The 16,842-nt window shown below is 67.3% G+C and carries 26 protein-coding genes; 11 read left to right on the top strand and 15 right to left on the bottom strand.

What is annotated here, in order from left to right:
• Positions 1–84: 84 nt before the first annotated feature.
• Together IB230_RS17345 and IB230_RS17340 are read left to right on the top strand one after the other, a co-directional pair.
• Positions 85–468: a hypothetical protein gene (locus IB230_RS17345; RefSeq protein ID WP_192274122.1), complete on the top strand. Its 384-nt coding sequence runs from the start codon at positions 85–87 to the stop codon at positions 466–468.
• Positions 469–526: 58 nt separating this feature from the next.
• Entirely contained in the window at positions 527–1,726 is a 1,200-nt protein-coding gene (locus IB230_RS17340) for a glycosyltransferase (protein ID WP_192274121.1), read from the top strand.
• 15 nt (positions 1,727–1,741) lie between these two features.
• Here the strand turns inward: IB230_RS17340 and IB230_RS17335 are convergent, their stop codons facing one another.
• Complete coding sequence (locus IB230_RS17335; protein WP_192274120.1) at positions 1,742–2,290, bottom strand: YdeI/OmpD-associated family protein; 549 nt, start codon at positions 2,288–2,290, stop codon at positions 1,742–1,744.
• Between the two features lie 140 nt (positions 2,291–2,430).
• Between IB230_RS17335 and IB230_RS17330 the strand changes: the two genes are divergently transcribed.
• Positions 2,431–2,859 (top strand): hypothetical protein, encoded by a 429-nt coding sequence (locus tag IB230_RS17330; RefSeq protein WP_192274119.1) that lies wholly within the window; start codon positions 2,431–2,433, stop codon positions 2,857–2,859.
• A gap of 67 nt (positions 2,860–2,926) precedes the next feature.
• Entirely contained in the window at positions 2,927–3,973 is a 1,047-nt protein-coding gene (locus tag IB230_RS17325; RefSeq protein WP_192274438.1) for a lipid A deacylase LpxR family protein, read from the top strand.
• 32 nt (positions 3,974–4,005) lie between these two features.
• Here the strand turns inward: IB230_RS17325 and IB230_RS17320 are convergent, their stop codons facing one another.
• A complete protein-coding gene (locus IB230_RS17320) occupies positions 4,006–4,419 on the bottom strand; it encodes a DUF4279 domain-containing protein (protein ID WP_192274118.1) in 414 nt (137 codons plus the stop codon).
• Positions 4,420–4,590: 171 nt separating this feature from the next.
• Between IB230_RS17320 and IB230_RS17315 the strand changes: the two genes are divergently transcribed.
• Together IB230_RS17315 and IB230_RS17310 are read left to right on the top strand one after the other, a co-directional pair.
• Entirely contained in the window at positions 4,591–5,037 is a 447-nt protein-coding gene (locus IB230_RS17315; protein WP_192274437.1) for a LuxR family transcriptional regulator, read from the top strand.
• Positions 5,038–5,096: 59 nt separating this feature from the next.
• Entirely contained in the window at positions 5,097–5,609 is a 513-nt protein-coding gene (locus IB230_RS17310; RefSeq protein ID WP_192274117.1) for a S41 family peptidase, read from the top strand.
• A gap of 52 nt (positions 5,610–5,661) precedes the next feature.
• On the opposite strand, the gene IB230_RS17305 is transcribed toward IB230_RS17310, so the two are convergent.
• Positions 5,662–6,162, bottom strand: coding sequence for a M48 family metallopeptidase (locus tag IB230_RS17305; protein ID WP_192274436.1), 501 nt, complete (start codon positions 6,160–6,162; stop codon positions 5,662–5,664).
• 67 nt (positions 6,163–6,229) lie between these two features.
• On the opposite strand from IB230_RS17305, the gene IB230_RS17300 reads away from it, so the two are divergent.
• The 3 genes from IB230_RS17300 (at position 6,230) to IB230_RS17290 (ending at position 8,693) form a co-directional block, all read left to right on the top strand.
• Positions 6,230–6,778 carry a DUF2058 domain-containing protein gene (locus tag IB230_RS17300; protein WP_192274116.1) on the top strand — a complete coding sequence of 183 codons (549 nt, stop codon included), beginning with the start codon at positions 6,230–6,232 and terminating at the stop codon, positions 6,776–6,778.
• 66 nt (positions 6,779–6,844) lie between these two features.
• A complete protein-coding gene (locus tag IB230_RS17295) occupies positions 6,845–7,543 on the top strand; it encodes a class I SAM-dependent methyltransferase (RefSeq protein WP_192274115.1) in 699 nt (232 codons plus the stop codon).
• Between the two features lie 46 nt (positions 7,544–7,589).
• Complete coding sequence (locus IB230_RS17290) at positions 7,590–8,693, top strand: hypothetical protein (RefSeq protein WP_192274114.1); 1,104 nt, start codon at positions 7,590–7,592, stop codon at positions 8,691–8,693.
• Between the two features lie 126 nt (positions 8,694–8,819).
• Here IB230_RS17290 and IB230_RS17285 read toward each other — a convergent pair whose 3' ends face one another.
• From IB230_RS17285 to IB230_RS17270, 4 genes are all read right to left on the bottom strand, one after another.
• Entirely contained in the window at positions 8,820–9,515 is a 696-nt protein-coding gene (locus IB230_RS17285; protein ID WP_192274113.1) for a hypothetical protein, read from the bottom strand.
• A gap of 40 nt (positions 9,516–9,555) precedes the next feature.
• Positions 9,556–9,891 (bottom strand): hypothetical protein, encoded by a 336-nt coding sequence (locus IB230_RS17280; RefSeq protein ID WP_192274112.1) that lies wholly within the window; start codon positions 9,889–9,891, stop codon positions 9,556–9,558.
• Between the two features lie 463 nt (positions 9,892–10,354).
• Positions 10,355–10,660 carry a PDZ domain-containing protein gene (locus IB230_RS17275; protein ID WP_192274111.1) on the bottom strand — a complete coding sequence of 102 codons (306 nt, stop codon included), beginning with the start codon at positions 10,658–10,660 and terminating at the stop codon, positions 10,355–10,357.
• Complete coding sequence (locus IB230_RS17270) at positions 10,660–11,358, bottom strand: hypothetical protein (RefSeq protein ID WP_192274110.1); 699 nt, start codon at positions 11,356–11,358, stop codon at positions 10,660–10,662. The genes IB230_RS17275 and IB230_RS17270 overlap by 1 nt, the downstream gene beginning before the upstream one ends.
• Positions 11,359–11,528: 170 nt before the next feature.
• Between IB230_RS17270 and IB230_RS17265 the strand changes: the two genes are divergently transcribed.
• The gene (locus IB230_RS17265; protein WP_192274109.1) at positions 11,529–12,068 is read left to right on the top strand and encodes a GNAT family N-acetyltransferase; all 540 of its coding nucleotides are present in this window, start codon (positions 11,529–11,531) and stop codon (positions 12,066–12,068) included.
• Positions 12,069–12,110: 42 nt separating this feature from the next.
• Here IB230_RS17265 and IB230_RS17260 read toward each other — a convergent pair whose 3' ends face one another.
• The 6 genes from IB230_RS17260 to IB230_RS17235 all read right to left on the bottom strand — a co-directional run bounded on the left by IB230_RS17260 (position 12,111) and on the right by IB230_RS17235 (position 15,197).
• Entirely contained in the window at positions 12,111–12,536 is a 426-nt protein-coding gene (locus IB230_RS17260; protein ID WP_192274108.1) for a hypothetical protein, read from the bottom strand.
• Positions 12,537–12,591: 55 nt separating this feature from the next.
• A complete protein-coding gene (locus tag IB230_RS17255) occupies positions 12,592–12,960 on the bottom strand; it encodes a GFA family protein (protein ID WP_192274107.1) in 369 nt (122 codons plus the stop codon).
• Positions 12,961–13,018: 58 nt separating this feature from the next.
• Positions 13,019–13,222 carry a polyprenyl synthetase gene (locus tag IB230_RS17250; RefSeq protein WP_225589650.1) on the bottom strand — a complete coding sequence of 68 codons (204 nt, stop codon included), beginning with the start codon at positions 13,220–13,222 and terminating at the stop codon, positions 13,019–13,021.
• Positions 13,223–13,316: 94 nt separating this feature from the next.
• On the bottom strand, positions 13,317–13,811 hold the full coding sequence (locus tag IB230_RS17245) for a hypothetical protein (protein WP_192274105.1): 495 nt from the start codon (positions 13,809–13,811) through the stop codon (positions 13,317–13,319).
• A gap of 36 nt (positions 13,812–13,847) precedes the next feature.
• A complete protein-coding gene (locus IB230_RS17240) occupies positions 13,848–14,666 on the bottom strand; it encodes a hypothetical protein (protein ID WP_192274104.1) in 819 nt (272 codons plus the stop codon).
• A gap of 255 nt (positions 14,667–14,921) precedes the next feature.
• Positions 14,922–15,197, bottom strand: a complete 276-nt coding sequence (locus IB230_RS17235) for a hypothetical protein (RefSeq protein ID WP_192274103.1) — start codon at positions 15,195–15,197, stop codon at positions 14,922–14,924.
• A gap of 218 nt (positions 15,198–15,415) precedes the next feature.
• Between IB230_RS17235 and IB230_RS17230 the strand changes: the two genes are divergently transcribed.
• Entirely contained in the window at positions 15,416–15,598 is a 183-nt protein-coding gene (locus IB230_RS17230) for a hypothetical protein (RefSeq protein ID WP_192274102.1), read from the top strand.
• A 93-nt stretch (positions 15,599–15,691) separates the two neighbouring features.
• Here the strand turns inward: IB230_RS17230 and IB230_RS17225 are convergent, their stop codons facing one another.
• Complete coding sequence (locus IB230_RS17225) at positions 15,692–16,036, bottom strand: hypothetical protein (protein ID WP_192274101.1); 345 nt, start codon at positions 16,034–16,036, stop codon at positions 15,692–15,694.
• Between the two features lie 277 nt (positions 16,037–16,313).
• Positions 16,314–16,826 (bottom strand): hypothetical protein, encoded by a 513-nt coding sequence (locus tag IB230_RS17220; RefSeq protein WP_192274100.1) that lies wholly within the window; start codon positions 16,824–16,826, stop codon positions 16,314–16,316.
• Positions 16,827–16,842: the final 16 nt, after the last annotated feature.

Genomic DNA, 16,842 nt, shown 5'->3' with positions numbered 1-16,842 from the left:
AAGACCGCTGGTTTGTCCTACACGTATGTACGCCCTAGAGTCGGGTGGCATCGGGCAACAGGGCCCGCCAGAGGATCACGCGCGATGACACACCGCTCTCTCCTGCCACTCGGCGTGCTGGTCATCCTGCTGACGTCCGTCACCGCCTGCGCAGGCGCGCTACTGGAACCGCACTATTCCCGCAACGCCGTGCAGCCGGTCATCGTGCAGGCGGGCGATGACGGCAACGTGCGGATCCGCTTCGTCTCGCCGCCGGAAAGTCTTTACTACGCTGCCGGCGTGTCTTACCGGACGATGGGTGATGCGTTGCAGGTGGTGATTGACCGCTGCCCCATCCGCGGCGACTGCACGACAATGGTGAAGGGCACGCGCCTGGATGATGCGCGTACGGTGGAAGTCAGCCTGCCGTTCCGGAGCAAGCGCCTGGTGATGATCCACGCCGACGGCACGCAGCCACTCCTTCCCTGAGGTCCCGGCCCACCTGCCGCTTCACTGCACGGCGATCCCGCGTGCGTATCCTCCCCGCATGAAGCTGCTGATCATCACGTACGGCACCGAGGGCGACACACGCCCGCTGGCCGCGCTGGGCCATGCGCTGATGCAGGCCGGGCACGAGGTCGAGCTGCTCGGCGACGCCAGCACGCTCGGCATCGCGCAGGCGCTCGGCGTGCCGGCACGGGCGCTGGCCGGCGATATCCGCGCGACCATCGCCGCCGACGGTGCGATGCGCGACATCACCCGCAATCTGTCCCGCCTCACCATCGCACACAGCCGCGACTGGTTGCACCAGGCGATCGAAGCCGGTCGCGGCTGCGATGCCATCATCGTCTCCGGCCTGGCCGCCTTCGTCGGCCTGTCGGCCGCCGAAGCACTGCGCGTGCCGGCGATCGGCGCGATGCTGATCCCGATCTCGCCGACCTCGACCTTCGCGTCGCCGTTCCTGCCATTCACGCCGCCGCGCCTGTTCAACCACACCAGCCACACGCTGTTCGGCCGGTTGAGCTGGCAGGTGTTCCGCAAGGCCACCAACGAAGCGCGTGCGCAAACGGGATTGCCGCCCCGACTCGCGCTGTGGACCGACCACCCGATGCTCTACGGCGTGTCGCCCGCGCTGGTGCCGCGCCCCGACGACTGGCCGGACAACGCGCATGTCTGCGGGCAATGGATACCGCCCCTGGCGTCGGCGTTCATGCCTTCGGTCGATCTGCGCGCGTTCCTCGACGAAGGCGACCCGCCGGTCTACGTCGGCTTCGGCAGCATGGCCGGCTTCGACAATGCGAGGCTCGTGGATGCCGTGGTCGGCGCACTAGGGTCGCGGCGCACGCTGTTCAACGCGGGCTGGAGCGGCATCGACACGACACGGCTGCCGGCGAACTTCCATGCCATCGGCCACGTGCCGCACGACTGGCTGCTGCCACGCTGCGCACTGGCGATCCATCATGGCGGCTCAGGCACCACACACTCCACGTGTCGCGCCGGCATCCCGTCGGTCATCGTGCCGTTCGCCGGCGATCAGTTCTTCTGGAATGCGCGCCTGCGCGATGCCGGGGTGATGGCCCACACACTGAAGGGCGCTTCGATCACGGCCGGCAAACTCCGTGAAGCGGTCGTCTTTGCAGGCAGCGACAGCGCACGCCGCCGAGCCGCGGACCTCGGTAGCCGGATGCGCAGCGAAGACGGCTGCGCTGCAGCCGTCGCATATGTGGAACGTTACGCCCGCCGGTGACGAGGGCGCGTCGGCTCACTCCGCCGCGACCGGCGCGCCCATGTTGCCCTTGCTGTACATGCCGGAGCGGTCGAAGCAGCACGCGCGGCGCTTGCCGGACGCGAGCATGTCGCAGCCGCTGGCGATGCGCTTCACCCGCGTCTCGGCCTTCTTGCCGGAGGTCATCCAGTGGATCCAGTCGCGACGCGCGACCGGCGTGAGGCTGGCCCAGACGGCTTCCGCTTCCGGTGCGGCGGCCAGCGCCTTGCGGATATCGGCGGGCACGGTGGGCTCGGGCTCGTCCTTCACCGGCGCGATCACCAGGTCGACCTTGTCGCCAGCGGCGACACCGGCCGCCTCGCGCAATGCCTTCTCGACCTTCAACCAATGACTGCCTTCGCCATCCGGCTCCAGCGTGGCGTGGAACGGCTGGCCCGCGAACGTGCCCTCCACCGTCGTCATGCTGCGCGCCGGCAGCTTCGCGCTGGCGGCCTGCGGTAGTACCAGGAAGGTCCACGTGGCGCCCTTGGGTTCGGCCGGGCGGTGCAGCGGGGCGGTGAATCGGATGGCGGCGGAGGTGCTCATGCGCCGATGGTAGCGCTGTCGTGGTCGCCGCGTTGTCCACGGTTCCGGCTTGTGAATACCGTGCATCGGCGCTCGTCACGCCATGTTTCGGCCCGCTTGCCTAGAAGGGATGCCTCCCCCGACGAACCGAGGAGCCGGCCATGCCCCAGATCCAACGGTACGACGAACTGCCGCGTCATGTGGTCGATGTGGTCGCGGTCGATCCCGCGCTGCTGAACTTTGGCATCGATGTGTTCCAGGCGGTGATGAACGGCGCGATGCCGGTCGGCGAGTACGACGGCGACGATCTCGCCTGCACCGGCATGAACGTCATCGCGCGCCAGATCGGCGGGCATGGCCTGACGCTGGAAGAGGAAGCCTCGCTGGTGCTGCGCGTGGTCGCGTTCGGCGACCTGATCAGCCAGGCCGAAGGCGACAGCCGCACGGCCAGCCACATCGGCGTGTCCGCGGACGGCTACCAGATCACCCCGGCGTTCCTGCACGCCGCGGCGAGCGCCGACATCGTGCGTCGCCTCGACGGCGGCTTCGGTTACGACCTCGACAGCGTGGCGGCGCGCTTGGTGCACTGACGCGCATGCGGTCTTCACGCGGGGACGGACACCATGTTCCTACCCCCACGTCCGCAGGCCAGGTGTCCTGATGAGTTCGCGCGCACGGATCGCAAGCCGCTTCCTCGCTCTCTCCGCTCTCGCTTCCACCGGCGCCTTCGCCGCCGACCAGTGCGACCGCCGCACCGACCTGCCGCCCACCGTCAACTTCCGCGTCGACAACGACCTGTTCGGCAACCAGGACCAGGGCTACAGCAACGGCGTGCAGCTCACGCTGGTCTCGCCCAACCTGACCGACTACACCGACGACCCCTGCCTGCCGCGGCTGGCGCGCTGGGTGAACGGCTATCTCAACGCGCTGACGCCGGAAGGGTTCGAGCAGCAGAACATGGTGGCGACCTTCGCGCACGCCATCTTCACCCCCACCGACTTCACCCGCAGCGACCTGATCGTCGACGATCGGCCGTATGCGGCGGCACTGCTGGTCGGCTTGGGTTACAACGCGCGCAGCGGCGACCACCTGCGCACCACGCAGCTGCAGTTCGGCATCGTCGGTCCGTCCGCGCGCGGGGAGCAGGTGCAGAACGAAGTGCACAAGATGCTCGGCGACGAACCCTTCCAGGGCTGGGACAACCAGCTGCGCGACGAGCCGGTGTTCCGCATCGTGCACGAGCGCATGCGCCGCTTCTCGCCGGAAGAGAAGGGCACCTGGGGCTGGGACGCGATCACCCACTATGGCGGCAGCCTCGGCAACCTGGCGACCTACGCGAACGCCGGCGCCGAGCTGCGCTTCGGCCGCCATCTTCCCGACGACTTCGGCAGCACACCGCTGCGCCCGGCCGGCGAGAACACCGCGCCCACGCGCAGCCGCTCGCCCGGCGGGCCGGTCGGCTTCCATCTGTTCCTGACCACCGATGCGCGCTGGGTACTGCGCGACATCACCCTGGACGGCAATACATGGAAGGACAGCCACAGCGTGGACAAGAAGGCCTTTGTCGGCGAAGTCGGCGCGGGCCTGGCGATCACCAAGGGCCGCTGGAAGTTCGCGCTGGCGCGCTACTACCGCAGCCGCGAGTTCGAAGGCCAGCAGGAAGCGCCGGTGTTCGGCAGCTTCACGATCAGCCGGGCGCTGTAGGGCGGAACGTCCGTCATGCGGGCGATCCCGGATCAGGCATAGATGTCGAGGTAGAGATGCGCGCCCAACGCGGCGCAGCGCGCCATCAGGTCGGGATCGAGGGCGACATGCGTGTTCGGCGCGCTGACGAAATACCCGACGAACAGCTGCAACCCTCCTCCCGTGGCGCCCAGCTCGTGGAAGAATGCCGCATGAGGCTCCAGGCGCGACACGATCTCTTGCAGGAATGAGGTGAGGTTGTCGTCTCCCTCGCCGAAGCTGTGCAGCCAGTAGGACTGTTCGCGCACCCCCGGGACGACGGTGCCATGCCGGTCGCGCAGTGGCTCCCCCACCGCCCACGCCACCTTGGGCTCCATCGCCAATGCGGCGGTCACGAAAACAGGATGCATCGAGGGATGCTCGATCTTCAGCGAGACTTCGTACCCATACGGCCTGTCGTCTTCCATGGCGCTCGCTCCTGCATCATCTGGCGATGCGCATCATCCGGCAGGCGAGTGCTGGACACCAGTACTGCCACCATCGCGACGTCCCTCGGCTGGACAGGTCTGCATCGACGGTGGCATGGTCGCGCGGTCCGCCTGACGGGAGCCGCCATGAAGACCCTGTCTACCCTGCTGCTGACGGCTCTGTTGCTGCACGCCGTCCCCGTGTTCGCCGCCTCGCCGCTGGTTGGTCGCTGGGCGCTCGATATCGCATCGCTGCCGATGCCGCCGGACGCGCGCCCGAAGAGCGTGACGCTGACGTTCGCGCAACCCGACGCCGGTACGTGGAAGACCGACATCGAGATCATCGCGCCCGACGGCGGCAAGATGGATTCGGCCGCCACGTTGGCGCTGGATGGCACGCCGGGCAGGGTCACCGGTAGTTACTGGGCCGACGTCGGCACCGCAAAGATGCCGGCCTCGAACGTGGTGGTGGTGCAGCTGGCCTACCAGGGCACGCCCTCGTCCACGCGCATCTATTCGGTGAGCGCCGACGGCGCCACGCTGACCGAGACCAAGGCCTTCTTCAGCAAGGATGGCCAGCCGATGTCGCAGACGACGATGTTCAAGCGGCTGCCTTGAAGGACAGTTGGCGACGTCGCGTCATCCCCCATCAATCCGCCACGCAAAGGACTGCACTCATGATGTTTCGTCACGCCACCTCCTTGGCGATCGCCATACTGTTGCTGTTCGTCGCGACGCCGCTGCGGGCCGCCGACGCTATCCTCGATGACGATGGTGTGCTGGAAACCTTCCAGGGACGCCACGACGAACGGCAAGTCGTCAATGTCGACGGCGGCCTGCTGCGGATGGGCGACAGTGTGTTCCCGCGCGTGGACCTGCCGGTACTGGTGCGCAAACCACCTCAAGTGGCGATCATCCTGGGAACGGGCACGATGAGTTCCGGTGAGATCCTTGCACTCGGCTTCAAGGGCCAAAGCAACGTGCGCTTCTTCGGCCAACCCACGCGCGGCCTGACGACGGCGAACCAGACGATCCGGCTGGCGAACGGCGGCATGGTCGGGCTTACCACCGCGTACATCCTTGATCGCAAGGGAGCGGTGCATCATGGCGCCGTGTTGCCTGACGAGGTCACGGACCAGCCACTGCAGGCCGCGCGCGCATGGCTGGTGCGGCAATGCGCGAAGCGCTGACCGAGTAACGTTGGTAGACGGGCCTCGCCTCCATGTTCAGCGCCAGGCCACCCTACTTCCCCGCATCCAGATCCAACTGCGTCAGATACAACCGCAGATCGAACTCCAGCTGGTGGTAGTCCGCTTCCATGTGCGTGCACAGCTGGTAGAAGGCCTTGTTGTGGTCGGCTTCCTTCAGGTGCGCGAGTTCGTGCACGGCGATCATCTTCAGGAACTCGGCCGGGGCGTCGCGGAACACCGTGGCGATGCGGATCTCGCGGCTGGCTTTCAGCCGGCTGCCCTGCACGCGCGACACCGTGGTGTGCGTTCCCAGCGCGTGCTTCATCACCTGCAGCGTGCTGTCGTACACCACCTTGCCCAGCGGCACCGAGCGGCGCAGGTATTGCTCCTTCAGCGCCTGCACGTAGTCGTACAGCTGGCCGTCGCTGCGCACCGTGTGCGGCTGGGCGTACTTCTTCACCAGCATGGGGCCCAGCCGGTCCTCGGCGATCAGCGCGCGCACGCGGGCCTGCAGGTCCTGCGGGTAACCAGCGAGGTACTTCAGCGGATCCATCGGGGCGGGCGTCGACGGCGTGGCGGGCGGGTATGATGCCGCGAAATCACCACGAAGCACGTACGCCATGGCAAAGGGAAATCCGCTTCAGGAGCAGCTGCTGAAGGCCGGACTGGTCAAGAAGTCCAAGCTGGCCGAGGTCGCGCGCGAGCAGAACAAGGCGCGCCACGGCAAGGGACCCGCCGCGCCGAACGAGATCCAGCGCGATGCCGAACGCGCGCGTGCCGAGAAGGCCGAGCGCGACCGCGCGCTGGAGGCCGAGCGCAAGGCGCAGGCGCGCACTGCCGAACTGCGCGCGCAGGCGCGCCAGATCATCAGCGACCGCAAGGTGCCGCGCACCGGCGAGGTGGAGTACCGATTCACCGCCGACGGCGCCATCCGCACCGTGCTGGTCAACGACGAGCTGAAGAAGAAGCTGGTGGCCGGTGCCCTGGTCATCGTCCATCTCAACGACCGCTACGAACTGCTGCCGCGCGTGGCCGCCGACAAGGTGCGCGAACGCGATGCCAGCCTGATCGTGCTCGACCACGGCCAGCCGGCGGATGCCGCGGCCAGCACCTCCGAGGACGACGACTACTACGCACAGTTCAAGGTACCCGACGACCTGATGTGGTGACGCCGGGCGTCCGCGCCGGGCTTGACGAGCCGTGTAGGGTGGAATGAGACCCCTGCGGAGACCGCCATGCAGCAGCACGAACTCGATGCCCTCTTCGACCAGCAGGCCGCCGGCTACGACGCGCGCTGGGTGCGCATGGCGCCGATCCGCGACAGCCTGCTGTTCCTGATGGAGACCGTGTTCGCCGGATTGCCGGAAGACGCGCACGTGCTGTGCGTTGGCGCAGGCACAGGCGCCGAGATCGCGCACTTCGCGCGGCGCTTCCCGCGCTGGACCTTCCTCGCGCTGGACCCGTCGACGAAGATGATCGACGCCTGCCGCGAGCGCGCCGAGCGTGAAGGCTTCGCGGACCGCTGCGCCTTCCACGCCGACCTGGTCGACACGCTGCCGGACGTAGCGACGTTCGACGGTGCCACCTGCCTGCTGGTCTCGCAGTTCCTGCTCGATCCCGCCGTGCGCACCGCGTTCTTCGCGTCCATCGCGCGTCGCCTGCGCGCCGGCGGCACCCTGGCCTGGGCCGATCTCGCCTGGAACACGGAGGCCGCCGACTATCCGGCGATGCTGAAGCTGTGGATGGAAACCATGTCCGGCGCCGGCCTCGACGACGAGGCGCTCGCGCAGATCCGCGCCAACTACGCGCGCGATGTCGCCATCCTGCCGCCCGACCGCGTCGCCGCGCTGGCGGAAGCCGGCGGCTTCCTGCCGCCGCTGCGCTTCCACCAGGCCGGGATGATCCACGGATGGTGCGCACGCACCTCGCGGTAGGCTTGCCCACTGACTGCCCTCGCGGCATCGCTCTCACGGAGATTCCATGCGCCTGACCTGCCTGTCGTTCGCGTTGTACTTCGCCGTGTCGTCCGCGTTCGCGCAGGAAGCCTCAACTGCGGTATCGCCGCCGGTGGAAGACACCGGCACGCTGGCCGGGGCGCCGTACCGCATCGACATCCCGGCCGACTGGAACGGCGAACTGGTGGTGCTGGCGCATGGCTTCGAACCGGTCGGCGTGCCGCGCGAGACGCCCTGGCCGGCCGATCCGGCGACCCCGATGTTCACCTCCGGCGGTTACGCGGTGGCGCAGAGCGGCTATGCCACGCAGGGCTGGGCGGTGCGCGATGGCGTTGCCGACAGCGAGCGCCTGCGCGCGCATTTCGTGCAGCGGCATGGTCAGCCCAAGCGTACCTGGTTCGTCGGCATGTCGATGGGCGGTGGCATCGCCATCGCCACGATCGAGCAGCAGGCTGCGCACTACGACGGCGCGCTGTCGCTGTGCGGCGCCAACCTGCCGGGCGACGTGCTGGCGAACGAGCTGTTCACCTCGCTGGCCGCCTTCGATGCGTTGTTCCCCCCAAGCGACGGTGCCACGACGCATCGCCTGTCGGATCCCGCCTCGCCCACGCTCGGACAGGGCGAGGTGATGGACATCGTCTTCGCGGCGCTGCCGCGCGATGCCGACGCAGCGAAGTCACTCGCCGCCAAGCTGGAAGTCCCCGCCAACGCGTTACCCGGCATCATCGGCCTGCACTACCTGGTATTCCGCGACATGGTGACGCGTGCCGGCGGCATGCCGGTGGACAACCGGGCGGTGCGCTATACCGGCTTCGGCGACGATGCCGCGTTCAACGCCGCCGTGCCGCGCTACGCGGGCGATGCGAAGGCGATGGACTACGCGATCTCGGCGCCCGCACTGACCGGCCGCCTGCAGAAGCCGCTGGTGATGCTGGACAATGCCGACGACCCGACCATCGCCCCGCGCTTCCGCCCGGTCTATGCGCAGCGCGCGCAGGGTGCGGCCGTGCCTCCGCTGACCTTGCCGGCGGCGCCCGGCGGGCACTGCAACTTCTCTGGCGAGCAGGTGCGCGATGCGTTCCGTGTGCTGACCGGGTGGGTGGAGACCGGGAAGCAGCCAAGCCGCTAGCCAGTCAACGACCTACCCGCTATAGGCTGGATGCCGCGAACCGGAATCCCGGCATCTCCACCTCATGCGTGGCAGAGAAAAGGCGGCCGTCCATCGCCAGCGCTCTGCCGGGCCTGTCGACCCCGCCTACGGGCTGCAACTCGCCACGGCCCGCGCGAGCGTGGCGGCCGTCACGCCGTATCCCGCGTAGTGCGCGCAGCCTCCTCCGATGTCGCCGCCGCAGCGGTGCAGCTCGCAAGCCTGCATGACAGCGTCGCGCTGATCCTCCAGGACCTTGTCCGCGCACACGCGGGAAGCCCCTGTGAATGCGTTGAGCTGGCGCGCCAACGCCCTGGCGGTCTGCGCGTTGATCTCCTGGGTGCTCGGCGTGTGGCGCGGGTCCTGGCCAAGCGTCGCCTCCATCGCACCACGGCAGCGCGCCATGTCTTCCATGGCCAGATCGCGTGCCCGCGCCTCCTCCGCCTCCCTCGCTTCCTGGATACCGCGATCGGCAGCGCACTGCGCATCTCCCTCCGCGCAGTACCGGATCGACAGCAGCCTGCTGATGTTTCCGTGTCCGTCGGGACCTGGCGTACTGCCGAACACGGCACTCACCTCGTCGCCCACCGCCACGCGGTCCAGCTGCGCCAGCGCCCCAGGAGCGCCCACGAAGCTTATCGATACCGTCGACGAACGCGTGCGGAGTTCAAGCCTGCGCTCGGAGACTTCGACCAGCCGTCCCACGTACACGCGCTCCTCATCGTCCACGGACGGATCCTCCGCTTCACCGCGCGACACCGAGGGCATGCAGCCGCACAGGGCGGCGAGCAACAGCAGGAGCACGGCCCGTGGAAGCCACCGGGCACGCGACGCCGTCCGAGGATCAGGCGCCACGTTCGGCATCGGCCTCAGCCCGCGCCTGGCGCAGCTTCTGCACATGCCGCTGATGCGCCTTCTCCGTCCTGAAGCTGAAAAAGTAGTAGGCAGCCACGGCGCCCACGATGAGGGCCGGTCCGACATTGCGTCCGAAAGCGTAGCCCAGCTCATAGGGCGGCAGCCCGGCCCCCCACGCCAGGGATACGTTCCAGGCGACAAAGAGGGCTGCCAGCCCCAGGTAGATGCCCGCGCCATTGACGGTCAACCGCCCACGCATCGCGTTGATCGCCTTGGCGATCCCCATGCAGACGAGAAAAACGATGATGAATCCGACAAGTTCCATGCACTCCCCCTCGTGATGTCCTGTGTCCCGATCACCGGAGATGGATCCGGTGTGCGGCACGCCCATCGCATGCCCCCGGTACGTCGTCCCCACGACGCCGTCCGATCTTAGGTTCGGGCGCGACGGCCCACAAGCCGCACCCCCTCCCATCCCGCGGCGGCACCCGGCCGCAGCGGAATCCCGGCAGCCACGGCAGCGGACGACCTTCATGCGCGCTGGCTTCATCAGCCTCGCCGGCGGACCCGCACGGCCGAACGGCCTGTCCTGGAGAATCCTCCACCAGAGGGAGGCCGCCGGCGCGTCATCGACCGTTTTTGTCCAACGCCGGAAGTATTTCGGGGAACGTCGACGCTTAGTGCGAAGAACGGGTGTTTTCAGGCCAACGCTGTCAGTTTTCGTCCGTCGTTGGACCTTTACGTGGGAAGAGCGCGTCCACAGGTCCCGTCCGCGCCATACCGCGGCGCTACTCCGCCACCAGCACCAACGCGACCGGCTTGCCCGCGCGCAGCACGACCAGCGCCACCTTGTCGCCGGGCTTCACCTTGCCCATGTCGCCGAAGAACTTGCGCGCGGAGCTGCCGACCAGCGGTCTGCCGTTGAGCTGCTGCACCACGTCGCCGACCTGCAGGCCCGCCCGCGACGCCGGCGACGCGGGTGCGACCACGGTCACCTCGACGTGCTTGATGTCGGCATCCAGCACCTTGCGGTCGAACTTCGCGTCGACGGTGAAGCCGAGCTTGCCCTGGGCGGCGTGGGCCGAGAGGGACATCAGTCCGAACAGCAGGATGGCAACAATGCGAAAACGGGGCGGCATAAGCGGTCTCGTATGTCCGTCGGCAGGATCGGAAAACTCAGCGCAGGGAATGCGTGGCGGGTGCCGGGTTGCCGGCCGACAGCACCTCGCTCTGAAGGGCGGCCTGGTGGGTTACGGTTGGCTTGAATCACAATGCGGACACCCGAATGAAGAGGCTCGTCTTCGGGTTCCGCACGACAGAACGCCGGTACGGGATCGCGGAAACGGCAGACCTCATGCTTGGCGGCACCCGAATCGATGTCGTTCTCTTTGAGGAACGACACGCGAGATACGTTGCGTACGTCGAACCCGACCGAGATGCTTTGCAGCCTCCAGATGCAGGCGCTGTAGCCGCGCCTGACCACCGTGGGCGCGTAGTGGTCACCGTATGCCGTCGACACGAACGATCCGTCACCCACCCGCTCGACGGCAATCCCGTGCTGCAGCGCTATCTCCGGCTTCGTCCCACCAATGGCCTTGCTGTAATCCACAGGAAGGCATCGGTCGTCCTCCACCAGATAGTGCGCGATGGCCGAGACCTTTCCTTCTGGCGGCAGCCCGGTCGTGAGGATGGTGACGTGTACCGCATCGCTTGGCGCATCGTTGACGACGGGAGGTCGACGCTCACATGCCAGCAGCAGCAGACAAAGCAGTACCACCAGGAACCTTCGCATGTTCAAGCACCATCCTTGAGCCTTCACCCGACAAGGAGACGTTCTGGACGACGCGCAGTCAAGCGCTTGGTGGACCCGTGCCCGTTCGCGGGCTTCACCTCCCGCAACGCCAGCCCCGACGATGATCCTGTCGAGCGGCGACATGGACGCCACGACCCTGGAGTAGACGCATGACGGATCGAAAGGCACGGGTGACGGTACGGCGGGCGACGCGGCAGGATGCAGACCTGCTGTCGATGATCGGTACGGCAGCCTACGCGGCCACGTATGCGGACATCTGGGAGGATGCGGCCGGACTGGTCGACAAGCTGGCGACGTTCCGTGCCGACGCATTTGCGGACTGCCTGCAGTCGGCCAATGCGCATACCTGGATCGCGGCCCTCGACGGCGCACCGGTGGGCTTCCTGACGCTGGTGACGGGCGTGCCCAGTCCGGCATCGAAGCGCGAGGGCGGGGCGGAGATCACGCGCTTCTACCTGCTGGGGCCGGCCAGCGGCCAGGGCATCGGCGGTGCGTTGTTCGAGGCCGCGCTGGCGGAGGCCACGACTGCCGGTACGCGCTATCTGTGGCTCGACCTGATGGCGCACGCGGACTGGGCGGTGAAGGCGTACACCCGACTCGGGTTCCGCGTCACCGGCAGGACCGAGATGACTGCCGCGGTGCGCATGGACAGGCGCGCGAAGCTGGTGATGGAGCGGGAGGTGGGGTGAGCCGCTCGCTAGGTGGGCATTACGTACGGCGCAGGCGCTGGTTCACCCCAGGTCGAGCCAGGTGACGTCCAGCGCCTTGAACGGACCGACTGAATTCTCTGGCTGGGTCTCACGCGGCTCGAACGTGGCTTGCAGTCGATGAACTGGCGCTACGCGCGAGTCGAGGAAGTCTTTAATCCGGTCCTCGATCTCGTCGTAGCGCGCATTCTGTCCGCGATGACCGGGATGCGTCTCTGCCGGAACTTCCCCTGCCCGGAAGCACCGTTCCCACGCGCAAAAGAGCATCCATTGTTCGGCGGCCAACGCCATCATCGGCTCATCCACGGGCCAGAGTTCAAAGACGTCGGTGTGCTCGCCCTCCTCTTCGTCGAAACCACATTCGAAGTAATGCGGCTGTCCTTGATACTGCGCGATGCCGGACCGGACGCCGTCGTAGAAGTCCCACACCATCAGCACCGGTTCCTTCACCTACGCTCTCCATCTCGACACGATGACATTTTCAGTACACCGCATACAGATGACATCAGGACTGGACCAGCGTCTGCGCCGCACCATTGCTGGCGCCGATCTCCCCGATCGTGGTGAGGTCGAGACCGTCGATGCAGGCGAGGTTGTAGCCGTACTCGGTAGGCACGCTGCGGCGCTGGTGATGGGTGTAGATGCCGCACACGCTGCAGAACCAGTGTTTCGCGATCTTCGTGTTCCACTGGTAGAGGCTCAGTTTGTCCTCGCCGCGGGTGATGCGCAGGCGGTCGAGGGTGACGCCGGCCATGATGGCGCCGCGGCGGCTGCACATCGAGCAGTTGCAGCGGCGGATGTTCTGGTGGCCGTCGATCAGGTCGACCTCGAACTCGACGGCCTTGCAGTGGCAGGTGCCCCTTACCGTATGCATGGGGTGTTCCCGGCTGTGTCGGCGAGAGAAAGCGTGTAGCGGCGGCCCATGGGCTCGGCTATTTCTTCAGGCCTGCAACGACTTCGCGCACGCTGAGGCCCAGTTCGAGCTGGAGGCGAACGTACTCGCGCTCCTTGCGCGACAGGGCGCGACCCATCTCGATGCGCACGTCCTCGGCTTCCAGGATGCGCAGGATCCTCGGCATCGCCGAGCCGACGGCGTCCGGCCCGTAGCCCGCCTCGCGGAGGACGGAACTCAACATGGCTTCAATATCCATCGGTGCACCGGGATCTGTTCAAGGCGCTGCATTGTGCACCAGCAGGATGAGGACAGGGGCGGAGCGTCTCGAATGCTCGTCAGTCGCTCGCCGGTGCGCAGCGCGCGAACGCCGGGTGCAGCGTGTTGCGGGCAGTCACCAAGGCGGCTCTCTCCATTGCGGTGCTGCTGGACAAACAGACCTCGCCCTCGTCACCCAGCGCGATGAACCTGAAGCTGCCTCCATCCTCCAGCAGCGCATCCGCGTCCTCCGGTTCCAGCCAGTAGCCCTGCTTTGCGGCGGCGGACGCATTGCCGACGACGAACACGACCTGCAGCGCTTCCGCATCCAGCGTATTGAGGACCGCCATCTGCTTGCGGAACTCCGGAGTCCGGTCGTCGTGCGTGACGATCAGGAAAAGGGTCGGACGCACTCCCGGATAGCGCTGCGCCATCTCGGCCCGGTAATCGTGTGTGGTGTATTCCCGCCCGCCGGCATCGAAGAAGGACATGCCGACATGCCGGTCCTCCGCGCGCGTATCGCAGACCGCCAGCAACGCGATGGCCACGACACCCGTCAATGCGTAGTTCTTCATGCCCATCCCTTGTCGATGCCTGCCGTCGTGCTGCGCTTACTTCGCCTGCGTGCCCGGCGGCGCATCCAGCCGGGACAACGCAGCCGCCGCCTTCCCGTCTCCCAGCGCCTGTGCCTTCTGCAGCCACGTGATCGCCGCCGCGCGGTCGCCCGCCTCGGCGTGCATGAGGCCTGCGTTGTAGGCGCCGATGGCGTTGCCCATGTCGCCCGCCCGCTCGAACGCAGCGAGGGCGCTCGGCTGGCACAGCATGAAGACGTCGTAGCCCAGGCCCGCGCGCACCACGCCGATGGCATTGCCCTCCTCGGCGAAGCGCTCCTCGAACTGGGCCGCCCACCCGGGCACCAACGCCGTCAGCACCTCGGCGCCACGCTCCACGGCATACGGCCCGGTCTTCCAGACCGAGAACGCCTGGTGCGTTGTGCGCAGCTCGCCGGTGGCGCTCATCCACAGGAAACCGTCGCTGCCGTCGACCGGAAAGCCGTCCAGCGCGCTCGACAGGCGCTGCGCTAGCGTCGCGGCGCTACCGTCCGGCATGGCCGCCGTCCACGAACCGGCAAGATAGACCCCGCGATCCGTGTCGGTCCGCTTCGCGCGGATCAGTGCCGCCACCTCGTCCACGGTCAGGATGCGGTCTTCGGCGTCGTACATGCGCCAGGGACTGGTCTGCAGGGAGATGGTGAATACGTCCGCAATGTCGAACGCGGTGCCGGCCTGGTACAGGGCCTCGCCACCCGGGATGCATCCCTTCGTGGAGGTTGCCGGATCGCATTGCGGAATGGACAGCACGCCTTCCAGCCGCGTCGCCTGGTCGCAGGCGATGGCGACGCCCGGCACCATCGCCAGGATCATCGCCAACGCGCGCGCCGTTCTCCACTTACCGCGACAGGATGTCACCGACCGCGCTCGAAACGCATGTTCCATGTGGCCCCCTTTCCCCGTGGCGCACCTTAACGCGATCCACGCGTACGCGAACAGCGGGGGTGGCGCCGCGACGGCACGCGCGAGGCCGGCGGAGGGTCTGCTGCACGTCGGAGAAAGCGGACCCGCGGCGTGGTGTTCCGCAACGCGTGCCATCGATGCCGTGCCGACGAACGGCAGGGCGATCGTGGGTCAGGCGCCGGGTGCCTGTTCGGACACCGCACGGATCAGCGCCGTCTGGCGCTCCAGCATCCAGCGCGTCGCCCAGCCCGTGCCTGCGTCGAGTGAGCGCACCGCCACCTGGTCCTGGCGAACGCCCTTGCCGCTGATCAGGATGCGGGCGATCCACCCTTGCCGTTCCGGGCCGATCTCCACGATGGGGCGGCCGCGACAGACCAGCGTCCTGCGCCGGTCGCCAACGTCCCACGAGAATCCTTCGGGCAACGGTGCTGGAGTACGTGTGCTCACGGCGAAACCCCACGAAGACGGACCTCACCCTCACACACGCGCCGTGCTCGTCGTGTGACGGAGGCTGCGATGTTTCGTGTGTTTTCGCGCGATGTCGCTTATCGCTTAACACGATTCACGCAGATGACCATCACGCGACGAAGACCCGCACACTGCACTCACGCGGCAGGGCGCAGCGTGGCCACACCTCGGCATGTGGTCGAGCTGGAGGAACACCGATGGGCAACGATACGAACCCGCAGAATCAGCAGAATCCGCAGCAGCAGAAGCGCAATCCGCAGCAGGACCAGGATCCGCAGAAGCAGCAGACCCAGACGAAGGATCCCGGCCAGCAGAACGACCAGGATCGTCAGCGCGATCCGCAGCAGGATCAGAACCGCAACCAGGACCAGAAGCACTGATCCGCGTCATCGCCTGAGGAACGAGAGCCCCGCGAGGGGCTCTCTTCGTTTGCAGGATCGTCCGCGCGAAGCATGCCCGCGCGAAGCCGTCGCTCAGCGCCAGTTCGCCTTGCGCGACGGCGGCGGTGGCGCGGGGTTGGCATCGAGGGTGGGCACCAGCAGCGCCAAGCGCGTCTTGGCGTAGTCGCCGCTGCCGTCCACATCCAGCTTGCCCGCGCTGTTGGCATTGATGAGTGCGGTATCCAGGAACACTTCTTCGCCCACCGCCACGCGGTGGCGCGCACTGCACAGCTTCACCGGCACCTGCAGCACGCTGATGCCGTCACGCTGCCACTTGGTCTCCGGCACCAGCCGCCGGACGATGGAGCCGTCCACCCACACGTCCACCGAATCCGATTGCACCGACCGGCACTTGCCGATCCCGACATCAAACGTCATGCGTCCTCCTGGAAGACAGGGAAACCAATGGCACGCCAGGCGCCAGCCTTGCACACGGCACGGCATTCCACGATGGAAGGGAGAGAGCGGAGACTTGCAGCATGGCCACACACACCTCGTCGGCACGCGAGTGATCGCGTCGGTAAGCCGAGAGGGAGGGGATCGGCCGGCGGAAGCGGCGGAGAGGACTGCCAGTCAGCAGTAGCAGGTATACGCCCTTGGCGGCGGGACCGCAAACATGCGGCCCGCATAAGCTCATGCAGACGACGACCGCCCGCTATTCCAGCGTGTTGGTGGGCAGCGGAATGTCGCGCTCGAGGTCCGGCAGCAGCCGGTACAGCAGTTCGGGGCGCGTCCTGAGACCGGCACCGTCGAGGTAGGTCCACGTGCCGCCCCCCTTGGGCCGGATGGCGACCATGTAGCCGATGCTCTTCATCTGCCTGCCCTGCAACGCCATCACCGAGATGCGCGGCACGAAGCAGACTTCCTCTTTACCGGCCGCATAGACCTGCGTCGGCGCTCCGATCTCCTGACTGACGAACGTCAAACCCATCGCACCGAGTTGGACGACGGCATTGCGCGTCATCGCCGCGAACGCCTCGTCTCCACCCACCATCGCCTTGAGCGACGGATGCGTGCGCTGGATCATCGGTTCGGCATCGCCGCGCTCGAAGGCCTCGGTCATCGCCTGGATATCCGAATGCAGCGTATCGATGTCCCGCTGTCCCAGCGTCGTCGCTCCACCGGCGTGGCCCGCCAGGGCGACCAGCATCAACAAGACGAAGCGCATTGCCTGACGGAAGCGG

The organism is Pseudoxanthomonas sp. PXM01, assembly GCF_014851815.1.
In the GTDB taxonomy this organism is placed as follows: Bacteria; Pseudomonadota; Gammaproteobacteria; order Xanthomonadales; family Xanthomonadaceae; genus Pseudoxanthomonas_A.
This window is presented reverse-complemented; position numbering and strand designations above follow the sequence as displayed.

Coding starts and splice junctions, on each gene's coding strand:
- IB230_RS17335 (WP_192274120.1), bottom strand. CDS start 2,290: ATGAGCACCTCCGCCGCCATCCGATTCACCGCCCCGCTGCACCGCCCG.
- IB230_RS17300 (WP_192274116.1), top strand. CDS start 6,230: ATGGCAAAGGGAAATCCGCTTCAGGAGCAGCTGCTGAAGGCCGGACTG.
- IB230_RS17305 (WP_192274436.1), bottom strand. CDS start 6,162: ATGGATCCGCTGAAGTACCTCGCTGGTTACCCGCAGGACCTGCAGGCC.
- IB230_RS17230 (WP_192274102.1), top strand. CDS start 15,416: ATGGGCAACGATACGAACCCGCAGAATCAGCAGAATCCGCAGCAGCAG.
- IB230_RS17310 (WP_192274117.1), top strand. CDS start 5,097: ATGATGTTTCGTCACGCCACCTCCTTGGCGATCGCCATACTGTTGCTG.
- IB230_RS17345 (WP_192274122.1), top strand. CDS start 85: ATGACACACCGCTCTCTCCTGCCACTCGGCGTGCTGGTCATCCTGCTG.
- IB230_RS17320 (WP_192274118.1), bottom strand. CDS start 4,419: ATGGAAGACGACAGGCCGTATGGGTACGAAGTCTCGCTGAAGATCGAG.
- IB230_RS17270 (WP_192274110.1), bottom strand. CDS start 11,358: ATGCGAAGGTTCCTGGTGGTACTGCTTTGTCTGCTGCTGCTGGCATGT.
- IB230_RS17290 (WP_192274114.1), top strand. CDS start 7,590: ATGCGCCTGACCTGCCTGTCGTTCGCGTTGTACTTCGCCGTGTCGTCC.
- IB230_RS17245 (WP_192274105.1), bottom strand. CDS start 13,811: ATGAAGAACTACGCATTGACGGGTGTCGTGGCCATCGCGTTGCTGGCG.
- IB230_RS17275 (WP_192274111.1), bottom strand. CDS start 10,660: ATGTCCCTCTCGGCCCACGCCGCCCAGGGCAAGCTCGGCTTCACCGTC.
- IB230_RS17265 (WP_192274109.1), top strand. CDS start 11,529: ATGACGGATCGAAAGGCACGGGTGACGGTACGGCGGGCGACGCGGCAG.
- IB230_RS17250 (WP_225589650.1), bottom strand. CDS start 13,222: ATGTTGAGTTCCGTCCTCCGCGAGGCGGGCTACGGGCCGGACGCCGTC.
- IB230_RS17255 (WP_192274107.1), bottom strand. CDS start 12,960: ATGCATACGGTAAGGGGCACCTGCCACTGCAAGGCCGTCGAGTTCGAG.
- IB230_RS17280 (WP_192274112.1), bottom strand. CDS start 9,891: ATGGAACTTGTCGGATTCATCATCGTTTTTCTCGTCTGCATGGGGATC.
- IB230_RS17330 (WP_192274119.1), top strand. CDS start 2,431: ATGCCCCAGATCCAACGGTACGACGAACTGCCGCGTCATGTGGTCGAT.
- IB230_RS17225 (WP_192274101.1), bottom strand. CDS start 16,036: ATGACGTTTGATGTCGGGATCGGCAAGTGCCGGTCGGTGCAATCGGAT.
- IB230_RS17295 (WP_192274115.1), top strand. CDS start 6,845: ATGCAGCAGCACGAACTCGATGCCCTCTTCGACCAGCAGGCCGCCGGC.
- IB230_RS17340 (WP_192274121.1), top strand. CDS start 527: ATGAAGCTGCTGATCATCACGTACGGCACCGAGGGCGACACACGCCCG.
- IB230_RS17220 (WP_192274100.1), bottom strand. CDS start 16,826: ATGCGCTTCGTCTTGTTGATGCTGGTCGCCCTGGCGGGCCACGCCGGT.